Genomic DNA, 24,277 nt, shown 5'->3' with positions numbered 1-24,277 from the left:
ATAAGTCATTAGCTGGATTAAATTGCGGACTTGCATAAGTTAGTAATACACGGCCTTTAAATGCCGCCGCGGCTCCCGATGTTACGCGTCCCCAATCGTTAGATTGCGGCCACTTTACAGGCAAATATTTGATAGCCGAATCAAGATCGCTGGCAATTTGCTTAAAGCACTCTGATGTTTTACTACGTGGTAATGCAGCTTCACTTTTAGCATCTCCAACCGAAGGCAGTGGTGTTAAAACTAAAGGCACACCACCATACACGCGTACCAATTGAAAATAACGATAAGCTCTAAAGAAGTAGGCTTGTGCTAAAAATCTTCTTTTAACACCGGCAGCTAAAGTTCCGGCGCCACAATCCCTTATGAAGGTATTGATAACCCTTATCTTGCCATAAGTATTGCCACTTGAATTTGCTACACCTATGTCGCCCACATCAGTGTTGATAGCAATACCCTGCAAAAACTTATTATCACCATATGATTCATCTGATAAGCCGCTGATACCACCGCTTGCGCTAAACATGGCTCCGCCGTCATTACCATACCACACAGGCAAATTTTGGTCATATATATAATCAATATTCTGTTTTACCAGTGTTGAGTCGCCAAAAATAATACTGGCAGTACCCTTTGAAAGATCAACTTTATCAAGTGCTTTTTTGCAACTTGTAAACAGCAGCGCTCCTATGAAAACTGCTATTGTAATTTTATATATTTTCATATAATTTCTTTATTTAGAAGCCTACATTTAAACCAAAAGTATACGATTTTAATACAGGATAAGTGGTGTAAATAGAACCATTATCCCTATAATCATATGGATTATACAGGTTGAGCGGATTAACACAATTTAAGAATGCCCGGATACTGCCTACCCCTAATGTGCCTGATATTTTTGTTGGAAATGTATATGACAAGTTTAGGTTAGTCATTCTAAATTGAAAAGTACTTTTCATCCAAAAATCAGAGTTTACGTTATAATCAGACGCAAAATATGGACTGGGATATTTTGCATCGGTATTCTCTGGTGTCCAGTGATCAGCCCAGAAAGCTGGTCTGTTTGATGTGGCGGTTGCGGCGCTTCTGGCATCACCCTCGATATTTGTTGCACCCCCCCATGAAAGACCCATTACTACCGACACTGAAAAGTTTTTATATGATCCGCCAAAATTAAAGCCACCAGAATAATGGTTGTTATTTTTGTTGGTAAGATAAACCATATCATTATCATCAATTTTACCATCCGGGCCATCATAACCTCCGGGAACATTAGGGTTTCTTGCCCCCCTTACATCCTGATAGTATAACATACCAGCTGTTGGTTTAAAACCATACACCGTATAATTAGGATTTGCTGCAGCATAAGCAGCCGCTTCGGCCGGAGTTCTAAACATACCCAATGATTTCAGACCTAAAAATCCAAGATCATCAGAACGGCCAAGCAAATCACGATATGTCCCAACATCACCAGCAGCCTGATCTATCTTTAAGATCTTGTCATCACTCCAGGCCAGGAATGGAGAAACATAGTAGCTAAAATCCTTGCCAATTCTGTCTTTCCATGAAACGGATATCTCATAACCAAAACTGTTTATAGAGGCATAATTTTCAGGAGGGGTGGAAGCGCCAATAGTTAAAGGAACAGAAGCGTTAAGGGTTTGAAGCATATTATAGTGGTGATTCAAAAAGCCATCAACCGTAAGCCCTAAACGGTTGTTCAGGAATTGCATATCCAAACCAACGTTGTTTTTTAAATCGCTATCCCACCTGATACCACGATTAGCAATAGCTACGTTTTGAAATATAGCCAACCCCCTGTCTCCATTGCCACCAAACACAGCGGCTTTTTGCTGTTGTGCAAAATTGTAATTTTCCTGATATTGGAAGGGCTTGGTATTATCGTTACCCAGCAAACCAACTGATGCCCTTATTTTTAAAAGGTCTATGAATTTAATATTACGTTTAAAAAATCCTTCTTCAGAAGCTACCCAGCCTATAGAAGCTGATGGGAAATATCCCCATTGGTTTTCGGGAGGGAAATTAGTATTCGCATCTGCACGGTAAGACAATTCAACCAGGTATTTATTATCGTAACTATAATTTAACCGTCCGGCATAAGATAACCTTCCAGATTCACTGGTTGTTTCAACAGAGGTCTGCGTACCGATAGCAAAATTCTGGTTATCATATCCACCTACAACAACACCTTCAACCATTCCGGCTAACCCATCGGTAAAAACCTCGGATTGCTCAACAAGTGCCAGCGCTGAAAATTCATGCTTGCCGATCTTCTTATTAAATGATATAATGCCATTTAACTGATAATTATTGGTATAGGTTGGATTAAGCCTTATTCTGTCACCGTTCTTTAACAATACAGGACTGCCAACTACATCTCCACCAGGAATGTGGTGATTTTCGCCCAGGCCCGCGAATTGGGTGGCGTAATAAGATGTACCAAATTGCTTTCCAAAAAAGTTGTTAATGTTTTTATTATAATTAACACTTAATTTTAAGCCTTTTAAAAATGGCACATCATAATCTGCCCGGGTTTGTACATTAAGTACCGTAGTTTTGCTTTGTGTATAGTTATTCTCCTTACGGGCTTCAAAAAAGTTAAAGCTTTCGCCATTGTTAGAGTTGGTATTTCCGGGAGTAATCAATGCCGGCAAACCATTAATATAATATTGTGTCCATTGAGGGGCCTGGGAAAGATATCTTACATCATTGTCGGCATTTTCACTACCTTGTTTATAAAAAAATCTGGTATCGTCATTAAGTGACCCGCTCACTGATAAGGATACCTTTAACCCTTTGGCTACATTAGCATCTGCACTTGCCCTGTAGGTCCAGCGATCTGTATTTACACCTTTAAAATTTGAGTTTTGAGAAATGTACGTGGCACCGGCAAAATAGGTAACTTTATCTGATCCACCGCTTACACTAAGTGCATGACGCTGCAAGTATGATGTTTGCCAGGCTTTTTTTAGCCAATTGGTACTATTTGCCGGATCAGCAAAATAGGCAAGTTCGTCTGGCGTATAAAAGCTTGTAAGCTTATTGGTCGAACTGCCATCAATGTAGCCATGATCATCAATGGTATGATTACCATTATATGATTGACTTGCACGTGCAAAATCATTTAAATAGGTGGCCTGCTGCAGGCTGGTCATCATTTCAGGTAATTGTGTAGCATCTGTTAAACCCACAGACCCACTATAAGTAACCTTTGGCGCGCCTGACCTACCTCTTTTGGTCCGTACTACAATTACACCATTGTCACCTCTGATACCGTAAATAGCAGCTGCAGCATCCTTAAGCACTGATATACTTTCAACTTCGGTTTGATCAAGGGAGTTAAAATCAGCCAGATTACGCTGAACATCATCAATAATATATAACGGTTGGTTAGATCCACCATCTTTTGATAAATAAACCGGGTTACGAATAGTAATTGAAGCATTATCGCCAGGGCGGGCAACCCCGCCGGCAACACTAACACCCGGCAACTGGTTACGCAGTGCTGAAGCCAGGTTTGTTGTGGGTATATCTTGTATCTGTTTGGTATCAATAGTGCTAATAGCTCCGGTTAAGTGAATCTTCTTTTGTTCACCATAACCTACCACTACTACTTCATCCAGGCTGCTTGAAGTGGCTACCAATTTAAAATCGGCATTCATTTCGCCTATTTTTAAGGTCTTTTCCTGATAAGCATATCCTATATACCTTACACCTACCACTATGCTTTGTAAATTTGTGGCTTTAAGTGAAAAGCGTCCATTCAAATCGGTTGTTGTACCGCCATTGCTGCCTTTAACCTGCACAGCAACGCCTATTAGGGGTTCATTTTTGTCGCTACTCACAACCGTTCCCGTTATGGTGCGGTCTTGTGCCATGAGTGTATTACTTATTAAAAGCAATACTGCAAACAAGAGGAAAATTTTTCTCATAAAAAATTGATTTGGGTTTCATATAATTGGGTTAATTAATTGGTAAAAATTTGAACAGGCACTATAGTTAATACTTCTCAATTATTAACTATAGCTAAAGCCGTTATCGGTTTATTAATTCTTAGCGTTCCTTTCTTTTATCCGTTTCTGCCATTCTTCGCCCTCCTTTTTCATGTCATAGCCTTGTGCCGATAAATAGTTATTGATACGTCCTTTGAATTTGCCAAACCAGGCGTGCTTTTTTTCAGACGACTCCGCATCAATAGCATTTTCGCGGGCTTCTATCAGCCATCCTTTGATCTTTGTTTTTTGAATGTCGGTAAGGTTGGGCAGTTCATCAAGGTAGGCTCCGTAAGTAATAGGATATACCCTATAGGTCATGCCATCCTTAACTTTATCAATCTCGTCTGCACTTAATTCCTTACCTAATTTTGCAAGATAAACTGTGTGCAATGTTTTTAACTGCTTATTTACATTACTATCTATATCAGCAATTTTGATAGTAGCTGCGGCTTTATCATCGCCTGATTGTTCTTTTATTTGTTTAGCTTTTGCATTTCTGCTATTATATATATCGTTTAAGCTACGATACTGCTCTACAATAATATCACGCACCTTCTTAAACCTAACAGAATCAGTTATATTTAATACCGCAACTATTTTGCTTGATCGCTGTGTAATTACCTGGTTATAATTATCCTGATCGGTGCCTGATGATGCTGCTTGAGCAAAAGCCATTGCAATTCCCGAAAAAATGAACATCAACATTATTATATATCTTTTCATACTCATTAATTTAATTTTAAAGGAGCTCTGTATTTGGTTTTAATTTCGCATCATCAATTATCTTTTTGCATAATTTAATTGTGTTTATCACAATTAATTAAATGCACATATTTTATCAATACTTAATTCAAAAACAAAATGTATCGCTTAACTATATTGGTTTATGTTTGGGGTAGTCGCTCCCTGTATCACAGGATGCTTTAACAAATATCAAATATTAGCCCTTGTCATTTCTACCTGTATTTATCAATTTATTGTACAATCCTATCATAACACTGCTTTTTCAATCTATCTGATGAAGGTCAAGAGAATGTTACTTTTATATAAACAGTGTTTCATTTAAATTTTCTATTTTTAAAAATTATAAACCAATCAATACACAGCGTATAATCTGTCCATTTGATAACCAGTTAGTGATTTTTTTAAAAATGAAGCCCCATTTTCTTAAGGTTGCTGTAAAACCGCAAAACTCTTTTAGTATCAGGCATGATATTTTACCCACCTTCAGAGGGATATGGCATTATCATCCTGAACTGGAATTACACTATGTGATTAAGGGCGAAGGTGTCCGTTTTATCGGTGATAATATCAGCAATTTTTCGCCGGGAGAAATTACTTTGCTTGGTGAAACCCTGCCGCATTGCTGGCGCTGCAAGGATGAATATTTCCAACCTGATTCTGGCTTGAACGTTGAAGTAATTGTTATTCATTTTTTACCCGACTGCCTGGGCAAGTACCTGTTAAATTTACCAGAGACTTATTTGTTGCCTAAGCTATTTGAAAAAGCTAAAAGCGGAATGGTTATTGGCGGCCCTGCAAAACTGGAGTTAGCCAAATTGATGAGGCAAGCTGTTAATTCCACTAATTTAGACCGTATAATTATTCTGCTATCGATATTAAAGATACTGGCCGAAAATGAGGATTTTGAACCGATTATATTATCGCCTAATGAGTTCCATCAATCTAATGAGTCTGATACCATACGGCTAAACAAGGTTTGCTCTTATACACTGGCGAATTATAAAACCGAGATCAGTCTGGAAAAAATAGCTGCTATTGGAAATCTTAGTGTTACTTCATTTTGCAGGTATTTTAAACTGATGACCAAGAAAACCTATTTTGATTTTTTAACCGAGATCAGGATAAGTCATGCCTGCCGTTTTTTAATTGAAGATAAGTTACCAACCGAGGTGTTGTGTTTTGAATGTGGATACAATAATATTTCGAACTTTTACCGTCATTTTAAAAGAGTTACAAAAATGACCCCGCTTGAATATAAAAGAAGATACCTGAAAGGGCAAACAGCTAAAGTATTATAAATAATTTTTTATCCCTACACTGCTTTGCAGGTGAGTATAATCGCTGTATAAATTTTCGATCTGATTGCGGATAGCCGGCGAAAAATTACCCACATCACGTCTGGTAGTAGTTGATATTTTCAGTCCACGTTTTGTTAAGTAGTATTTCGCCACTAACGGGTACACATTATGCATCACATCCATATTGTCTATCAAAAATTGCTGTACCATAGCCACTTCCTGTTGTAAGGCTATATCAGCGTAGTTATTGCAAAGCCAAACAATCATCTCCGGAAAAAAATTACCCTGAATACAGGAAAGACCTGCTGAACCAGCCTTAAGCGAATCAACCGCGTGTGCCATATAAGCATCATATAAACCAAAATCCGGGTTAACTTTGCCAGCCTCCAGTTTCTGCTTTACCAGGTTAATATCAAGACAGGTATCTTTATGATAAATTACCCTGCCAGTTGCCACAAAATCAGTCAGTTGCTGTGGCGATAATAACCTTTTGTATGGAACGGGGCATTCATAAAAGCCCAGAGGGATACCCGGGGTTTGATCAATCAACTCAAATACCCTGTCATTAAGCACGGCATCGGCTTCGCTCTCATCTGCCAATAAGCTGGTGATGGCTATTACTGCTGCCGTACCAGTATCATGTACTCGCTTTACAAAATCAGCTTGTTTAGTAATTGGCCCGACGAAGGTGCCGGTAGCAACAACAGGTATGGCTCCGTTAACTACAGTTATAACATGCTTTATCACCTGTAAGCGCTCTTCATCGGTAAGTTCAAACATTTCGCTGGACAGACAATTGGCAAACAGGCCCGATGCACCGGCTTGCAAATACATTTCGGTTAATTGAGTAAGTATCTCATAATCAATATCACCATTATCTTTAAAAGGAGTTAACATTACGGGTATAAAACCTTTCTTTTCCTGTTCCATTGTGTTATAAATTGTTGTATTAATTAATCGGGTTTACCGTTAATTGCCGTGTTTTTGTTAAAAATATCCCTGTCAGGAAAATAGTAAGTGTGCCCGCTACTATGATCATATTGGTATTCAAAGTACTGCGAAGCGCCGCGTATTCATCTGGAATTATTGCTGGGAAAGTGAGCCACAAAATAACTACCAGTCCTATCAATGTAGCAATCAGGGCCTCATGATTACGGGTTTGCCTACTGATGATACCCAGCAGGAATAACCCCAGCATACCTGCCGCGAATATCCCGGAAAGCTGCCACCACAGATCCAAAATACTTTTTACACCAATCATGGCTATCCCCGCTCCCATACCTGCCAACCCAAACACAACTGTTCCGATGTGTAGTAAATTCAGGGTTTGTTTTTCGTTTAATTGCGGTTTAAAATATCGCTTATAAATATCAACTGTAAAAACTGTAGCTGATGCGTTCATGCCCGAACTGATGGTACTCATAGCTGCTGATAGTATAGCTGCAACAATGATCCCAACCAATCCTGCCGGAATTTTGGTCACCATAAAATGAGGCATTATTTTATCGCCATAATCAGCTGGTGTTAGTTTGGCCATCATACCGGCAACCTGTGCTGGTGTTGCTATTACCGGTAACCGCTCTACAGCAGCCTGATGTTTTAGGCTGATGATAAGATCAGGGTGCTGACTATAGTAAGCATATAAACRAGAACCTATTACAAAAAACAGGAATGATGCAGGCACATATATACCAACACACAGCCATACCGATTTGGCCGCCTGTTTAGTCGATTTTGCAGCATGATAACGCTGTATATAGTTCTGATCCATCCCAAAGTTATTAAGGTTGATAAAGAAGCCATAAAACAGCACCACCCAAAAGGTTGGCTCGGTAAAGTTGAGCGAAAAACTCCCCAGGCTAAATTTATGATCGGCTTTGCCAATGTCCATGATCTTTGTAAAACCTCCGGGGATATTGGTGACCACCAGGTAAATGATCAATATAGCTCCCAATGTTTTTATAATGCCCTGTACCACCTCGGTCCATATTACTGCTTTGATGCCGCCGGATACAGTGTATAATATGATGGATATACCCATAATCAGCATGATCATTTTCATGGAAACTCCCGTTAGCGCCTGCAGGCTCAACGCGATGCCAAAAAATACCGAACCCATGCGCGCTAATTGAGTAAGTAAAAAACAGATCACCGCGTAAGTACGTGCCCAGGGGCCAAAGCGTTTTTCAAAGTGGGTATAAGCTGATATTTCGCCTGTGTTACGGTAAAATGGTACAAAATATTTTACGGCAATCCATGCGGCAAGTGGCATGGACAGGCTAAATACGAAGGCATTCCAGTTACTACCATAAGCTTTACCAGGCACGCCTAAAAAAGTATTACTACTTAAAAATGTGGCATATATAGAAAGACCAATGGCCCAGCCTGGTATTAATCCCGACGCCATGGTAAACTGCTCAGCACTTTTATTTTTGCGTGAAAAATAAAAGCCAACCAGTATCATCCCTATCAGGTAAATACCTATAATGGTAAAATCAAGCACGGGTAACACTTTCATGCGTTAAACAGAATTTCCATTAAGATTTATATTGCGGTTTAAAATTGTATAAACAAATGTAGCGTTGTGGGCCTACCCTTTCCTGTAACATTTTTTCAGGCTATTGTATGATATTATCATTTGGCTTTACAGTTTTTAATTACTTTCGATATTCAGTTTTGCCGGCTGCAAACCAGCTGCCGTAGCTCTAATGGTAATTTCCCCTGCTTGCACTTTTGATTGTATCACAGCAAGGCCTAATCCGTTAAATACCCGATGTTCATTGGCAATAAAAGGGTTAAGATCTGTTTGAGATCCGTTATCCACCGCTTTTAATATACCCGTCCCGCTTACAGTAAATTTAATGAGGTGATTAGCATTAGGTACGGGGTTATTATTTTTATCAAGTACGGTTACTGTAATAAATGAAAGGTCTTTACCATCGGCTTTTATTAGTCGTCTGTCTGCTTTAAGTTGTACGCGGTATGGCTCACCAGCTGTTGAAATTTGCGTGGTCTTTATGGTCTTACCGTTCATTCGCGAAACCGCTTTTAAAATACCCGGCTCATATTTAACCCGCCACATGACATGCAGGTCGTCCCCGGTTTTTTTCCGGATACCTAATGATTTGCCGTTCAAATAAGCTTCCACTTCGTCTGCATTATTATAATAGGCCCAAACATCAATAGTTTGGCTGGGTTTCCAGTTCCAGTGTGGCAACAGGTGCAATACAGGCTTGGTAGTCCACTCACTTTGGTACATATAATAAACATCCTTGGGGAAGCCCGCCAAATCAACAATACCAAAGTATGAACTGCGCGCGGGCCATAAATAAGGTGTTGGCTCACCTATGTAATCAAAACCCGTCCATACAAATACCCCCGATAGAAAATCATGTTTTTTAATGATCTTCCAGGTTTCTTCGTGGGTGGAGCCCCAGTAGGCCGAAACATTATCATAGGCAGATACTGTAAAATCAGAGTTACCATCTTTCAATGTTGTTTTGCCGTCCTTTGGCCAGCGACGGATACTGTCCGACGGCATATCATAGTGTCCACGGGTGGCCAATGCCGACATATTTTCGGCACCGATGAATTTTTGACCGGGGTAGTTCTTTTTAAAATCAGCATATACTTCCTGATGATAATTTAATCCCACCAGGTCAAGCGCACCAGACTGATAAATAAAATTCTTTTTAGGATCTGCTTCGCTCAATGCCGAAGTAACGGGCCGGGTTTTATCCAGTTGCTTAACAATGCCAACCAGTTCGCGGCCAATGCTGATACCTGTGCTGTCAAACTGCTCCCTGATCTCATTTCCAATGCTCCAGGCAAATATGGAGGGATGGTTACGGTCGCGCAACACCTGATCCTGTAAGTCTTTTACATGCCATTTATCCCAATCCTGATGATAGTCGAACTTGCTTTTCTTTTTCTTCCACATGTCAAAAGCTTCGTCCATCACCAATAAACCCATTCTGTCGCAGAGGTCAAGCAGTTCGGGTGCCGGGGGATTATGCGATGTGCGGATGGCATTACATCCCATCGCTTTCAGGATTTGCAATTGACGTTCTATAGCCCGAACATTGACCGCTGCACCCAAAGCCCCCTGATCATGGTGAATACATACCCCCAGAATCTTCATGGGTTTCCCGTTTAACGAAAATCCTTTATCCGCATCAAAATTAAAATAACGGATACCCATTGAGGTTGTATGATTATCAGCCAGCTTACCGTTTTCAAATACTTTAACAGTCACTTTGTACAAGTAAGGGTTATTTACAGACCACAAATGAGGATTATTCACCTGCAAGGTTTGATTAATAGTAGCTATAGTATCTACTATCCTTTTTATTGCTGATATTTTTTGGGCAACTATCTTCCCGGAGATATCATAAATGATGGCTTGCAGACTTAATTTTCCTTTGGCTGATGATTGCTGATGTAACTGAATATTTAAAGCAACCGCTGCAGATGCATCATCAACATGTGGGGTAGTGATATATGTTCCCCAATTGGTGAAATATGTTTTAGCGTTGGTAATCAGCCAAACATTGCGGTAAATACCCGAACCAGTGTACCAACGGGAATTTGGTTGATCTGAATTATCAACCCGAACAGCAAGTACGTTTTTATTAGAGCCAAATTTCAAATAGGGTGTTAGATCGTACCTAAACGATATATAGCCATTTGGCCTTTTACCTAAATAATGCCCATTTATCCAGACCTCACTGTTATGATAAATACCATCAAAATCAATAAATACATTTTTGTTTTGGGCTGATGCAGGCACTGTAAATGTTTTACGGTACCAACCAATACCAGCAGGTAAACCACCTTCAGCTTGTGTGGTTGGATTTTTAGGATCAAATCGCCCCTCAATACTCCAGTCATGAGGCAAATCAAGGGCACGCCAATTACCGTCATCAAATTCTGTGTTTTTTGCCTGTGGCTCATCCCCCAAAAAGAATTTCCAATTGGCGTTAAAGCGCTCTGTTTTACGTGCACTTTGAGCATTAGCTGCAAAAACACAACTTAATAAAACAATCAACAAAAAATAATGATACCGCATACCGAAAACTATTTTTTCTTTTTTATAGGTGGCGCAACAAAATTCAATTCGCTTTTGCCCATATCTTTGGATGTAGCAACCGCTATACCCCGCTGATCGGCTTTGTTAACCGCGCAATAAAAGTGATATACCACACCTTTGTATTTAACCACGAATGATTTATGGGCAAACATGTTATCATAAGGCTCAGATGATTCTATCAGCTTATCGCTAGTCCAGTCGGTCCAGTGTACCAGATCATAAGAACAGGCAAAACGATTAAACACGCCCGAAGTACCGGTTTTCCAAAAAGCTCCGAAATAGAACATCACATACACATTGCCAATCTTTTGTATGTATGGGTCGCCGGTAATGCCGTCACCATGGTTCAGCACCGGATCTTTACCAAAACGCTGCCAACGCAGCATATCATCAGAAACGGCCATGCCAATACGTTCGGCACCGCGTTTTTTGTTCAGGCTGTCACCATTAGCGTTGTAATACATTACGAATGGGTGTCCGGTGAGTTTGGCTTTATCCCATATCACAGTTTCCTTATACTGGGTATGATTATCCCACCAACTTACGTCTTTATCAACGCTTGATAATACCGGGTGATCAAGGCGCTGCCATTCATGAGCCGTTGCCAGGTCCTTATCGGTATAAGCTATGCTGATAGATAGCAAGCCCTTCTCATATCCCCTGCTCTGTCCTCCGAAGTACGACATCCAATATTTATCCTGATATTTTTGTAGCTCATACGAGCCGGCCCATTTGTAATCCTGCAGGGCAACATACCCAGCTTTCTGGTTATTATCCCACTGCGTAGTGTCAGAAAATGACATGATGCGCCCGCGGGTTTTCCAGTGTAATAGATCTTTGCTATCGGCAAGCCAGGTTTCGTAGCCACGACCGTTAAATATCAGGTAGGTCATGTACCAGTTGTTTCCTTTTCTGAAAACGCTGGGACAATCTATTTTTTTTAAATTACTGTCAGGCACCATCACCAAACCGTATTTGAAGGGGGTTTTTACTTGTTGATAAATATCCTGCATCACCTTATCAGGTACAGTTTTTGGACTCGTTTGCGCATATACTTTTGCCACTGCAAACAAGCAAACCAATAATGCAAAGCGTTTAAATATATATTTCATAATTTAAGATTCTTTATCTGGCAATAAATGTATAGTTACCTGAACCTACCTTAACCAAAGCTTTCCCATCACGGTAGCCTATAAACTTCATATCTTTCCTGTTTGTGATATTCTGATTATCCGAGGTGATCGCTGCTGTTTTGCTCACCGGCAAACAGATAGTAGCAGTAGTGTTTGCCGGGATACTTACACTCAGCTCAAATTTCCCAAGCCCCTTTTTCCAACTGCTTGATATAGTGCCATAAGGAGATTGATAATTGGCCTTGGCCCAGGTTACATTACCTACGGTTTCAGGCCTGATCTCAATTTTATTAAAAGCAATGGCATCATCTGCCGGGCGAATACCGGCCAGTCCACTGTAAAACCACTCCATTAAATGACCAAGCATAAAGTGATTGTTGGATACTGCCGGCAACGCCGCCCATGATTCGGTTAAGGCAGTTGCCCCATGTGCTAACTGGTAACCATAACCCGGCACATCGGCACGACTGTTCATATCAAATATTACATCAGAGCGGCCTTCATCATCCAACACTCTCAACAGGTAACGGTAACCAATATCGCCTGCGGTAAGGCTGTTACCGCGGTCGCGGATATCCTGTACAATGTTGTTCACTACTGCGGTTTTATATTGCGGTTCAACCAGCCCCACGTAAACCGACATGGCATTGGCAGCCTGGCTGCCGGTTCCATACTGCTTGGTATTGGCGTTAAAGAACTTTTTGTTGTAGGCCTGCTTCACCTCCATTGCCAATTTTTTGTACGCTGCCGCATCCTGTGTTTTACCCAGCAAAGTGGCTATTTTACCAGCTATATCCAGATCATAATAATACAAAGCTGTAGCTGTAATACCCTTAGGTGTCAATTGTGAAACGCCCGGTGGTTTTGGCCCCAGATCAAACCAATCACCTAACCCCTGATATAGCAAATGATCATCTGCTTTTTTATCCAGGTAAACGAGGTAACGCTTCATCATATCATAATTTTCGGTGAGCACCTCTTTGTCGCCGTACCATTGATATACATACCAGGGCAGTATAATGGCGTTACTTCCCCACTCGGGTGAGTCGCGGAAAGGTTCCTCAAACTTTACAAATTCAGGGGCTATCTCAGGGATCAATCCATCCTCCGTTTGTGCTATGCGCATATCGTTGATACATTTACGGGCCAGTCCAACTATGTCATAATTATAATGCAGCGAACTGCCAACCAAATGCGCTTCTTCCAGCCAGCCTAACTTTTCGCGATGCGGGCAATCGGTAAATACGCTGGCCATATTACTCTTCATGGCCCAATCAATCAGTTTAAAGGTTTTATTGAACAGGTCATTTGAACAGGTAAAATCGCCAACCGTTGCAGCGGAATTGCGGGTATGTAATCCTTTTATGCCGATAATAACCGGTTGCAGTTTAGCATTAGCCTCATTTTGCGGAACCGCGCCCTCTACTTGTAAATAACGGAAACCATAATAAGTGAATTGTGGCTGCCAGGTTTCCGCACCATCACCTTTTAAAATATAATTGTAATAATGCGGTCCGCCTGATCCTTTTTGATTTGCGCTGCCATCAGCATTAACCAATTCTGACGGGATGATCTTTACGGTATCGCCTTTTTTCCCTTTAACAGTGATCTGCGGAATGCCTGAGAAATTTTGACCCAGATCATAGATCCACACTCCTGAGCTCAATTGAGTTTTACTTTTAGGCGTAAATTCCTGCATCACCTTTAGCGGATCGGCCATCTGGGCATTTAATAACGATGGGCCATCAACGATCATTACCTTACGCCAATTTGCATTGTTAAAGTCATTGGAATCCCATCCGCTTTGCTCCAGATTAGCATTATAATCTTCGCCCCCATAAATACTGGTAAAAGTGACGGGGCCAGGGGCTGTTTTCCATGAGGCATCGCTCAAAAGGTTATCTATACGGCCATCATTATATTCAACTACCAATCGGCATATCATTTTTGGATAGCCAAAAGCGCCGGTGAGCTTGCGGTAACGTTTATCGCGTGGGATATAATAAAACCCATTACCCAGCATTACACCGATAGTATTTCTTCCGGCTTTTAACTGATCTGTAATATCAAATGGCACATACAGCGCCTGTTTATTATATTTTGTCCATCCGGGGTCAAGGAAATGGTCGCCTACTCTTTTGCCGTTCAGGCTTAGGTCAAAATGGCCTAATCCACAAAGGTAAAGTGTGGCTTTTTTAAGCCGATTGCCTACACTGAACGTTTTACGCATCAGGGGTAATACATCATTAGCCATGCCCAACTTTTTAGGTCCTTTGCCATGGTAAAACGGAACAATAGCTGCTGTATCGGGCAACTTATCATAAGCTATCCATTGAGCATTATTCCAGTCGGATTTGGTTAGCAAGCCCATTTGCCAGCTGGCAACACCACTCCATGCCGATACCTGCTGATGATTATCCCAAATCATCACCTTCCAATAGTAAGTTTTGGCTGATTGCAATTTAATACCCCTATAGGCCACCTGTAATGAAGAAGATGAGTTTATCTTTTTAGAGTCCCAAACATTACCTGTGTTATTTTTCAACCTGCCCGGATCATCAGCCACCAATATCCTGTATGCAGTTTGCAATACATTGTGCTGTTCACTTTGCACCTCCCAGCTTAATCTTGGTGAAGAAGATTCAATGCCCTGTGGGTTTTGCTTATACTCACATTGCAGGTTAACTACTCTTACCCCCTGTGCAAACACCTGAACCGGTAATATAAACAGCAATAAATAAATTCTTTTTATCATCAATTTAAATTCTAAATGTTATTGCATTTCAATGCCCGATATACATAAACCCGCAGCCTCTAAGCCTGTAATAACCAGTTTATAATTTCCCGCATTGATGCTCGTGCCTGTAGTTGAGGCCAAAGTACCCGATTTATTAGACGGCACAGGCTTAAAGATCAGGTTTTCTTCTTTCATAACCGTACCATCTGCGGCCAGCAACTGCATTTTTGCTTTTAAAATTTTGTCTGTTTGATTATAATATTTAATCCGCAGCGCATACAGATCGGCCACGCCGGGAGTAACCGGGAATGACACACTGTTATCCCCATCTTTTTCAAAGCGTACCACTTTTTTGCCGTTCAGCGTATCTTTTGTTATACCGTTTCCTTTTAACTCTGCAATCTCTGCTTTATAGCTCACCGTTTTACGCAGGTCGGTTGCAGGCTCTAATGTAGAAATGGGCAACACAGCCACCGTATACATGTATTTGCCTTTATTTTGGCCTAATGAAACGATGCTTCCCTTTTTAAAACCTTTGCGGTAAACCGATAATTTGCGTCCGCCATCAGCATCGGTTTCTACCGATTGACCGGTTACTTCGTAGTCACCAAGCCATTTGGGCCTTTGCACCGGGGTAATATCCATTGCGACAAAAACATCAGCATCTTCATTGATTGTAAATGAGGTTGGATTAGAAGCAACGTTAGTTGTACGTATCCAATCGGCACCATAAAGAACTGGTGGTAGATTACTAAAAGTTATATCGGCATGAGCATACTGCTTTTGACCAAGATCCATCCAGCTTTGTACCGACCAATCGTTATCCGCTTCTAAATGTTTAATTATACCACTATTACCCGAAACAGCATGTGTCTGTTTATTTAAAGTACTGATGGCTATAGCCGATATAATGGCCTCACCCGCTTCGGTATTTGGAAAGGAAACAGTAAGTATTCCTCCTGTTACATGTACCGTAAGTGTTTTCTTCAGGGCTTTAGCATACCCGGCTTCCTTCCATATATCCAGATTTTTGATCTTGGTTTTACCATTAACGGCAACATCAAATAAACGCCATCCGGTGCAGTCCATTCCCCCGCCCGTTCCATACCAGGGCTCGGTAAAATAAAGCTCGATGCGATAATCGTCATCCGGTACCGGGAAGTTAAACCGCAGCTTATCCATACCATATCTGAAGGTTTGGAATAAGGGACTATCATTTGTTCCCCTAATGCAGTCAAACGTGCGTTGCTGACTGGCAAAAAAGGCAGGTATACCGGGATAATCATCGGTCCATGACAAAGATCCGGCCTGCTTTTTATTGTCGCGATGCCTGTCGGCCATCCACACATTGCCATAGTTATCTTTATAATCCGGACCGCCACAATTTAACCGGTACAGGTAATTATAACCAACCTCTGGTTTTAGTATTTCAGGATCAGCTCTTTTATTTAAATGCGGCGCGGCAGGTAAGTGATTTAGTACTATCTGATCATGTGCTACAACTTTGTCGTTCACATAGCCAACCGCATATAAAACATTATATTTTATGTTTACTCCATCCCACTGAAAATGCGTGCCTATTCCGTTTCTTTTTCTTTTACCTAATGAGGCATCGTTTACATCATTAAAAAGCTCCACCTCATCGCAATTAGAATAAACGGTTATACTATCCTTTTTACCGGGGGTAAGCCAGCGGTTTGGCCAGGTATGGGAAACAATATAAGCCATTGGCTCTTTATTCTTTGGTGCATAATTGGCCCGGTACATATAAAAAGCATCGGTAGGCTGCCCCCATGGCGTAAACAAGCCTTTATAATTAATGGGGCCAACCCGGTCAAGCTCGCGCTGCCCTTCGCCTCCCTGTGTACGTCCCGGATTTTCATGTGAGTACAGTAACCATTCAAAATGCCCGGCAGCCTGATCTTTTATCGATTCTGCAAGGCGCACTTTGGTTTCCATCAACTGGTTCAAACGGTCTTCACTAAGCAAACCATTTTGATTAAAAGGACCTTCAGTATGCAGACCGAGACTTCGCCACGCACCGTATTCTCCAACCAGGATCTGTTTCTTCAGATCATCGCCATAAGTTAAGGGATTACCTCCGTAAGTGCCCGTCCAGTTTTGGGGTACGTCCCAATCGGTACCGGTGCCACCATTACAGGTGGTTATTTGGCGTTGAGATGATGCCGTAGGGTCAAGCTTGCGGATCAATTCACTGCATTCACGGGCAAAATCAGTAGGCAGCTTGCTTTCATTTTGTAATCCCCACAGAATAATTGACGGACTATTACGGCGCTCCTTAACCCAGTCGACCAGCAAAGCTTTATAACTGGCCCTGAACTCCGGCGAGTCGAACCAGATATGCGCAGAATATTGCGGCCACCACAAAATACCCAGTTTATCCCAGTATTTTTGATATTCGAGATTATGAGGCTGGTGTGCATCTCTGAAAGCGTTAAAGCCTGCCGCTTTTACCTGCATTACACGCGCTTTAATTTCTGGGTTGCTAAATGCATGGCTTTTACCCATCAGGTGTTCGTACTCAGCAACACCATTTATGAACACCGGTTTTCCGTTCAAGTAAAAACGGTTGTCGCTGTTGTTGCGACCGATAGGCCAGCTGATCCACCTGATCCCGTAAGGTGTCGTAATTTGGTCTTTAAGGGTACCATTTTGCCATATTTGTGTGATCAAATTGTACAAATACGGGTCATTTAGTGACCATAAATGCACGTTTTTAACATTTTTCAGCTCATTTTTGAGCACTATTTTATCTCCTGACTTAACAATATTTGTATTGCTTGTTTGCGCGACAGATTTACCAGCCTCATCCACTAAGGTGTTTATAATTTTTACCGATGCCGGGTGGCTGCCATAATTCTTAATCTCCGTTTCAAGATTAAGCGTAGCCGATTTTTCAGATACCGTAGTATCATTCCAGATATGCACACCAAAAGGTTCTATACGAACAGGATCGGTAACAATTAAATGTACCGGCCTGAAGATCCCCATAGGCTGCGAACCCTCTGAAAAACCTGGATCGTCTGAACATCCACCGCATACCCAGGGCAGATCTTTAATAAAGGCCGGATGATCCGCCCGAACGCAGAGCAGGTTTTGCCTGCCCTCTTTTATCGCATCGGTAACATCAAGTGTAAAAGAAGTGCGCCCGCCTGCATGATAACCAATCTGTTTGCCATTTAGCCAAACGGTAGCGTAAGAGCCCACTCCTTCAAACCATAAAAAATAACGTTTACCGGCTTGTTTTACTGGCAAGGAAAATGTTTTGCGATACCATGCGTAGCCATGCCTGTTGCCATGCTTTAAACGGCGGTAGCCTTCATATGTATCCCAGTTGTGTGGTACGTTTACGGTTTTCCAATGGCTATCTTTAAAGCTGACTTGTTCAAAACCAGGGTAAGCTTTCTGGTTATTATCATCGGCAACAGTATGCCAATTATTATTGAGTGATATTTCCTGCCGGATATTTTGTTGGGCAAATGTAGGATTATTAATAAAAGTAAATATCAGGCTAATGAAAAGCGCCAAAACTGGTTGATGATTCAACCGAAACAACCGCCTTTTAATATGCTGGCTACTCACACTCATATCTGCTTCAGATCGGCATTAAACCGGTATGTTTTGCCCTTTTGTGTATCAACACTGATGGTTTTATCCTGATAGCGCAGATGGCAAATGCCGCCCATTTTTGACAATACCTTTACACCTTGTAACCGCCCATTTTGCCAGTTAAAATTTAACTCAAAACCACCACGGGCGCAAATACCTTTAATATTGCCCTCGGCTAAGGTTGATGGCAAGGCGGGTAACAGTTCAATCTCATCGCTCTGGCTTTGCAATAGCATTTCTGATAATCCGGCAGCGCCGCCAAAATTCCCGTCAATCTGGAATGGTGGATGCGCATCGAACAGATTATGATAAACACCGCCCTTTTCTTTACCAGAACTTACATCGGCCGGTGAAAGTAACTTTTTAAACATCATATAAGCATGGTCACCCTCCTTCATCCTGGCCCATATATTCACCTTCCAGGCAATACTCCAGCCGGTTCCCTCATCGCCGCGGTAACGCATAGATTTTTCAGCCGCCTTCATCAGTTCAGGTGTTTTTGAGGTAATATCGGTACCCGGGAATACACCCCACATGTGCGATACATGTCTGTGGGTATCTGCAGTATCATCCTTATCTTCCATCCACTCTTGTAGTTGCCCATATTTACCTATCCTGTTGGGCGCTATCTGGTTATATTTCAGTCGAAGCGTATCGGCAAACGTTCTGTCGATGCCTAAAATTTCTGATGCTTTAATACAATTCTTAAATAAATCTCGAATGATCTGATGATCCATGGTTGGCCCGGCCACCAGTCCGCCATGTTCTGGCGAATTGGATGGTGAGCTGATAAGGTATTCGGTTTTAGGGTCTTTCACTAAAAAGTGCACAAAAAACTCCGCCGCACCCTTCATTTCGGGATAGGCATGGTTTTTCAAAAAATCTTCGTCCTGACTATATAAATAATGTTCCCATAGCTGATGGCAAAGCCATGCACCGCCACTTACCCAAATACCATGGTTTGACGCATTTACCGGGGCTGTTCCCCGCCACTCATCAGTATTATGATGCAACACCCAACCCGGTGCGCCATAATGTTCCTTTGCGGTTTGCTTACCGGTTTGTGCCAGATCATCAACAATGCTAAAAAATGGTTCGCTGCAGGCCGAAAGGTTAAGCACCTCGGCAGGCCAGTAGTTCATTTGTAAGTTGATGTTAGTTGTGAACTTGCTGCCCCATGGTGGGGTAAGCAAGTCATTCCATAACCCTTGCAAATTGGCCGGCCCATTTCCCGGGCGAGAGCAAGAGATAAGCAAATACCTGCCGTATTGTGTATAAAGCGTAATAAATGACGGGTCTGGTGTTTCCCTGAATTTAAGGATCCGCTCATCAGTTGGCAAACCAGCATTTATACCTTTACCCAGATCAATAGAAAATGTGTTAAAAATTTTTTGGTAGTCTTTTATATGATCTGCCCTTATAGCCGCATAGCTTTTATGAGTGACAGCGGCTAATTGTTTTTTGCAGATAGCTTGCGGATTGCCGGATACGTCATGGTAATTTTTGAAGTTGGTTGCTGCAGTTAAATAAAACGTAGCTTCGTTTGCCCCGGTAACCGTAATATTATTTGATGTTACCAGAACCCTGCCGCCTTTATTTTGTACACGCAGGTAACTTACTCCTTTTAAAACCCCGTCATGCACTTTTAAGGACAATGCCAGGGTATGATCATCAATTTTTTTGGTAGTAAATTTTTTATGCAGGCTTTTCATCAAGGCCTTAAGAGTAATACTGCCGGGTTTGCTGGCTGTTAGATGAATAGCCATTACCTGATCAGGCGCACTGCTAAAGTATTCGCGGGTGTAAGTAACGCCGTTCGCCTTGTAGCTTACATGCGCTGTAGCGTTGCTGATGTCCAGATCGCGTTTATAGCTGTTTACTATTTGCTTCGGAAACTGCAAATACACATCAGCGAAGGGCTGATAGTCGGCATTATAACGTGGATATGCGGGTGGATTATCATCCTGTATCCAGTATTTCCATTGAGGTTTTAGTAAAATGCCGGTTTCAGCATTACCCCCTTCTGGATAAACAGCAAATTTTTCTTTAACTGTGGTAAGTCCGCCTTTATCAAAAAAGTTGATTACCTGAACAGCAATGGTATTTTCACCTTCATGAAGCAATCCGGCAGGAATAGTATATTTACGGTTAACAGTATTATTTGCCGAACCCACAAGCTTACCATTAACATAGGTAAAATCAACATCACGTACACGACCAATGCTCAGTACCATGTTTTTAACCGTCATATTTGCAGGGAGATTAAATGTGGTTCTTAACCAAACAGCGCCATCCAATCCTTCAAAACCGAGAATTGTTTCCCAGCCATTAGCAGCAGGTAATGTGATAGTTTTCCAATTGCTGTCATTAAAACCGGCTGCCGCGGGCTCTGTATTTGAGCTTATTTTTTTAAACCAGGCAGCAGAGTCGGTGGCATAGGCAGCCTCATTACATTTCATGCCCATGAAATGTTCCTGAGCCAGCGCTTCAGCTTCGGCCTGCTTGCCATCAAATAACAACTGGCGGATGGGTTGCAGGTATTTTACAGCTCCTTCACGTTCGTATGTTCTCGGACCGCCTGTCCACAAAGTTTGTTCATTAAACTGTATTCTGTCTTCATTCACACCGCCAAATATCATAGCACCCAAACGGCCATTACCTATGGGTAATGCATCCGTCCACTTTTGAGCCGGTTGTTTATACCATAGTTTCAGGTCGGTTTGAGCGTGGGTTAAATTCGCACTAAGCACCAATAAAACCGCAATAACTAATCGCTTAAAGACTGATGGTCTTGTGTTTTTCATAGTCTAAATTAATTAAACAACCAGCGTAAATCCTTAATATTTCCAGCATTGCTTAAACCCGCATCATAAACCGGTATAGGCGCATTATCGTCAACAATTCCTAAAATTAAACAAGCGCCTTTGCCTAAAGTGAGCGTGTTGGTACCTGCTTTAAAGGTATAAGTGTGCACATTAACCGGTGGCAAACCTTCAATCTGGATAGCATTAGCAATTTTACTATCCGCCTGTCCGTAATCATTGGCGCTGGCATCAGTTTCCAACTGCGGTTCGGGCGAGTACCCGGCGTCTTTGGTGCTAAAAAAGCCAACAAGCACTTTTACCGACTTGCTATTGGTAAACTTCAGTTCCGTACCATTTTTAAGCTGATTGGCTTTATTTAGCTTTATGGCTCTTAACCCAGCCAGTTCAGGTGCCACATTTTTTATGGCTACGGTAGTATCTGCAAACACCTGTTCACCCGCGGTAAGTTTATAGTAATCTGCCGATGGGATGCTTACAGCGGCATCGGTTAAAACAATTTTTTCTGTTTTTTGGGCTGCAGTCTGCGGCGATTTCAGCGAATCGATATTCCGTTTAAAATTGTCCAGCTCTTTTTGGTAAACTGGTAGTAGCTCCACCCAGGTTTTCATTTTAGCATCGTTACCCCCAACTGGAATCTTGCGCTGTTTGGTTTGCATACTGTTGGCATACAGGTAAGTATCTTTGGTAAGCTTTACCAATTCTTCATAATACTTTAAACTGGTTTGCAGTTCGGGTAGAGCCTTTTCCAGATCGGCAACATTATCTGAATATTTATACCGCAGAACCCATAGAGCCGCCTTCGCTTTATAAGCATAACTATTAGCCAGCGCATTATAGCAGTACATATCGTTTTTAAGCCTGTTAAATTCGGCCTTATCCTTTGTTATTCCTGCCGACGCAGCGTCAACAGCTTCAACCGCTTTGCGGCCCTGTGCTATTACGCTATCAATTATCTTTACGGGTGTTTCGCCGATATGAGGCTGATGCTTCCATTCTTTTTCAGCATACTCGCTCATCATTTCGCCAACCGGACCTTCTGAATTATAAAGCAACGTAAACAAACCAAATTTTTCGGGATTAACCAATTGGCTCATCAGCATGCCCAGCGTCATAGTTTGGCGGTTGCCATCGGTAATGCCAAAGCGGCGCAGCAGTTCGGGGGCAATGTTGCCTGATTGTTCGTAGGCGACCAAAATATCCTTGCCGCGCGTTTCATTGCTGCCATATTTACCAGCGAGTTGTTTGGCCCAATAATTTATTTCGTCGGCCCGGTCGCGGTGACAATTCCATGCATAGCGGGCCCATTCTTTATACCAGATCCAGTCGCGGTCAATTTGCAGCAAACGTGTATTACCGCTGTTATCGGCAGTATATGGCCAGTCCCAGTATGAGGCCTGCGGATAGATATGCAAGCCATTGGCACCATAGGTATTGTGCATGGCCTGCACGCACTTCTGTATAAAATCGGCCGAACCATAGCGGAATGGTTCAAGATTGGCCAGGATGTGTACATTCTCTATCTGTACAGTACCAATACGGCTGAGTGTCCGGTGCAGATCGGCCCAGGGGCCATGCGGCTCATAGGTGGTAAGCGCCTCGCCATTATATTTAGCCATAGTATACAGGTTTTTATATAATGGTTTAGCGTATTTCATTACCGAAGGAGCATCTGAGTCATGCGCCCGCAGTACAATAGGCGGCTCATCGGTACGGCCCAATGCTTTCAGGCCGTCCTGTACACCCGGTATAATGGTTTTGGTAAACCAGTCTATGTCATCCTGCCCTACTCCTTCCATGGCTTCACCCAGGGTGATGAGTAAACCTACATTGGGATACTTTTGAACAAAAGCAGCGATGGATTTACGGGTATAGTCGGCAATAACAGGTACAATATGGCGATTACGATCCTGCGTTTTCAGGTTGTTTTTTTCGGCAAAGGGTTTGGATACAATGATATTATAAAATCCCTGTATCAGCCATATCCCGCGTTTATCGGCCTCCCTTGCCAAAAAGCGGTACATTTCCTCATTCTTTTTAAACGTGGCATCATCTACTTCAACCGCGTAGGGATATTCCCTTACTTTTACCAGCGACGCGAAAGGGTGCCCGTTCCACAGGTACAAGGAGTTCATCCTGTTTTCGGCCAATGAATCAAGATAACGTAACCATAAGGCCTTGTCATAAAACCAGGGGAAGTTTTCGGGCGTGTATGGATATTCATAAACACCGCGACCAGGCAATAAGGCCGGTTTTTGCACCCCGACACAAGCGCCTCGCAAAACCATTTCAGGTTGATCTGTTACCGCCAGTTTCACAGGTAAAGCGTTTGCATTTTTAACCCGATCGGCCAATTCCAGGCAGCCATATAAAGCTCCCGAATTATCAGCACCAGCTATAATAGTGGTGTTGCTATTGCTGTTAATGGTAAAACCTTCCTTTCCGGGTGTTTTGCCAGTGCCAGCTTGTTGTTTTATCAATGCTGACTTGATAATGGCATCCTGTAAAAGTCCGATGAAAATGGTATTGCCTGTGGTAGTCTTAGCTCCTGTTTGTGTGGTAATAGTATAACCGGCCTGCTGCAAAGCTAACTCCAGTTTTTGAGCGCCATAATCCAAACGCTCATGATGTTTTACAGGCAGCACAATGGTTATTTTATTAACCGGGTCTTTAGCTTTTAATGATGTATAAAAACAGCTGAATAACAGTATCAGAAATGCAATGTAGCTAAAGGTTATTTTCATTTTCATGTTTTTACATCATTTGCTACAAAGCCATTTCAGGGGGCAGACTTGATATAGCAGGTTATGT

The 24,277-nt window shown here is 42.0% G+C and carries 12 protein-coding genes; 1 reads left to right on the top strand and 11 read right to left on the bottom strand.

Going from position 1 to position 24,277, the window contains the following annotated elements:
• The 3 genes from AC1DRQ_RS17620 to AC1DRQ_RS17610 all read right to left on the bottom strand — a co-directional run.
• Positions 1-721 (bottom strand): RagB/SusD family nutrient uptake outer membrane protein (locus tag AC1DRQ_RS17620; protein ID WP_477425947.1); only part of this gene is annotated, 721 nt, incomplete at its 3' end.
• A gap of 13 nt (positions 722-734) precedes the next feature.
• Complete coding sequence (locus tag AC1DRQ_RS17615; protein ID WP_477425946.1) at positions 735-3,950, bottom strand: SusC/RagA family TonB-linked outer membrane protein; 3,216 nt, start codon at positions 3,948-3,950, stop codon at positions 735-737.
• A 114-nt stretch (positions 3,951-4,064) separates the two neighbouring features.
• A complete protein-coding gene (locus AC1DRQ_RS17610; RefSeq protein WP_477425944.1) occupies positions 4,065-4,736 on the bottom strand; it encodes a DUF3826 domain-containing protein in 672 nt (223 codons plus the stop codon).
• 428 nt (positions 4,737-5,164) lie between these two features.
• Here AC1DRQ_RS17610 and AC1DRQ_RS17605 point away from each other — a divergent pair, with 428 nt between their 5' ends.
• Complete coding sequence (locus AC1DRQ_RS17605) at positions 5,165-6,055, top strand: AraC family transcriptional regulator (protein ID WP_429393094.1); 891 nt, start codon at positions 5,165-5,167, stop codon at positions 6,053-6,055.
• On the opposite strand, the gene AC1DRQ_RS17600 is transcribed toward AC1DRQ_RS17605, so the two are convergent.
• From AC1DRQ_RS17600 to AC1DRQ_RS17565, 8 genes are all read right to left on the bottom strand, one after another.
• On the bottom strand, positions 6,050-6,985 hold the full coding sequence (locus AC1DRQ_RS17600; RefSeq protein ID WP_477425941.1) for a dihydrodipicolinate synthase family protein: 936 nt from the start codon (positions 6,983-6,985) through the stop codon (positions 6,050-6,052). The genes AC1DRQ_RS17605 and AC1DRQ_RS17600 overlap by 6 nt on opposite strands.
• 19 nt (positions 6,986-7,004) lie before the next feature.
• Positions 7,005-8,573, bottom strand: a complete 1,569-nt coding sequence (locus tag AC1DRQ_RS17595) for a sodium:solute symporter family protein (RefSeq protein ID WP_477425939.1) — start codon at positions 8,571-8,573, stop codon at positions 7,005-7,007.
• A 135-nt stretch (positions 8,574-8,708) separates the two neighbouring features.
• Complete coding sequence (gene galB, locus AC1DRQ_RS17590; RefSeq protein ID WP_477425937.1) at positions 8,709-11,123, bottom strand: beta-galactosidase GalB; 2,415 nt, start codon at positions 11,121-11,123, stop codon at positions 8,709-8,711.
• Positions 11,124-11,131: 8 nt separating this feature from the next.
• The gene (locus AC1DRQ_RS17585; protein ID WP_477425935.1) at positions 11,132-12,256 is read right to left on the bottom strand and encodes a glycoside hydrolase family protein; all 1,125 of its coding nucleotides are present in this window, start codon (positions 12,254-12,256) and stop codon (positions 11,132-11,134) included.
• 13 nt (positions 12,257-12,269) lie between these two features.
• On the bottom strand, positions 12,270-15,032 hold the full coding sequence (locus AC1DRQ_RS17580) for a family 78 glycoside hydrolase catalytic domain (RefSeq protein WP_477425933.1): 2,763 nt from the start codon (positions 15,030-15,032) through the stop codon (positions 12,270-12,272).
• Between the two features lie 18 nt (positions 15,033-15,050).
• Positions 15,051-18,563: a malectin domain-containing carbohydrate-binding protein gene (locus AC1DRQ_RS17575; protein ID WP_477425931.1), complete on the bottom strand. Its 3,513-nt coding sequence runs from the start codon at positions 18,561-18,563 to the stop codon at positions 15,051-15,053.
• 56 nt (positions 18,564-18,619) lie between these two features.
• Complete coding sequence (locus AC1DRQ_RS17570) at positions 18,620-21,448, bottom strand: glycoside hydrolase family 95 protein (RefSeq protein WP_477425929.1); 2,829 nt, start codon at positions 21,446-21,448, stop codon at positions 18,620-18,622.
• Positions 21,449-21,456: 8 nt separating this feature from the next.
• Positions 21,457-24,216, bottom strand: a complete 2,760-nt coding sequence (locus AC1DRQ_RS17565) for an alpha-d-galacturonidase (protein WP_477425927.1) — start codon at positions 24,214-24,216, stop codon at positions 21,457-21,459.
• Positions 24,217-24,277 lie beyond the last annotated feature (61 nt).

It is taken from the genome of Mucilaginibacter sp. P4_E8 (assembly GCF_056401495.1).
This window is presented reverse-complemented; position numbering and strand designations above follow the sequence as displayed.

Excerpts from the sequence above, each read along its gene's own strand:
- AC1DRQ_RS17600 (WP_477425941.1), bottom strand. The coding sequence starts at position 6,985 with ATGGAACAGGAAAAGAAAGGTTTTATACCCGTAATGTTAACTCCTTTT.
- AC1DRQ_RS17585 (WP_477425935.1), bottom strand. The coding sequence starts at position 12,256 with ATGAAATATATATTTAAACGCTTTGCATTATTGGTTTGCTTGTTTGCA.
- AC1DRQ_RS17610 (WP_477425944.1), bottom strand. The coding sequence starts at position 4,736 with ATGAAAAGATATATAATAATGTTGATGTTCATTTTTTCGGGAATTGCA.
- AC1DRQ_RS17605 (WP_429393094.1), top strand. The coding sequence starts at position 5,165 with ATGAAGCCCCATTTTCTTAAGGTTGCTGTAAAACCGCAAAACTCTTTT.
- galB (WP_477425937.1), bottom strand. The coding sequence starts at position 11,123 with ATGCGGTATCATTATTTTTTGTTGATTGTTTTATTAAGTTGTGTTTTT.
- AC1DRQ_RS17580 (WP_477425933.1), bottom strand. The coding sequence starts at position 15,032 with ATGATAAAAAGAATTTATTTATTGCTGTTTATATTACCGGTTCAGGTG.
- AC1DRQ_RS17615 (WP_477425946.1), bottom strand. The coding sequence starts at position 3,950 with ATGAGAAAAATTTTCCTCTTGTTTGCAGTATTGCTTTTAATAAGTAAT.
- AC1DRQ_RS17565 (WP_477425927.1), bottom strand. The coding sequence starts at position 24,216 with ATGAAAATGAAAATAACCTTTAGCTACATTGCATTTCTGATACTGTTA.
- AC1DRQ_RS17570 (WP_477425929.1), bottom strand. The coding sequence starts at position 21,448 with ATGAAAAACACAAGACCATCAGTCTTTAAGCGATTAGTTATTGCGGTT.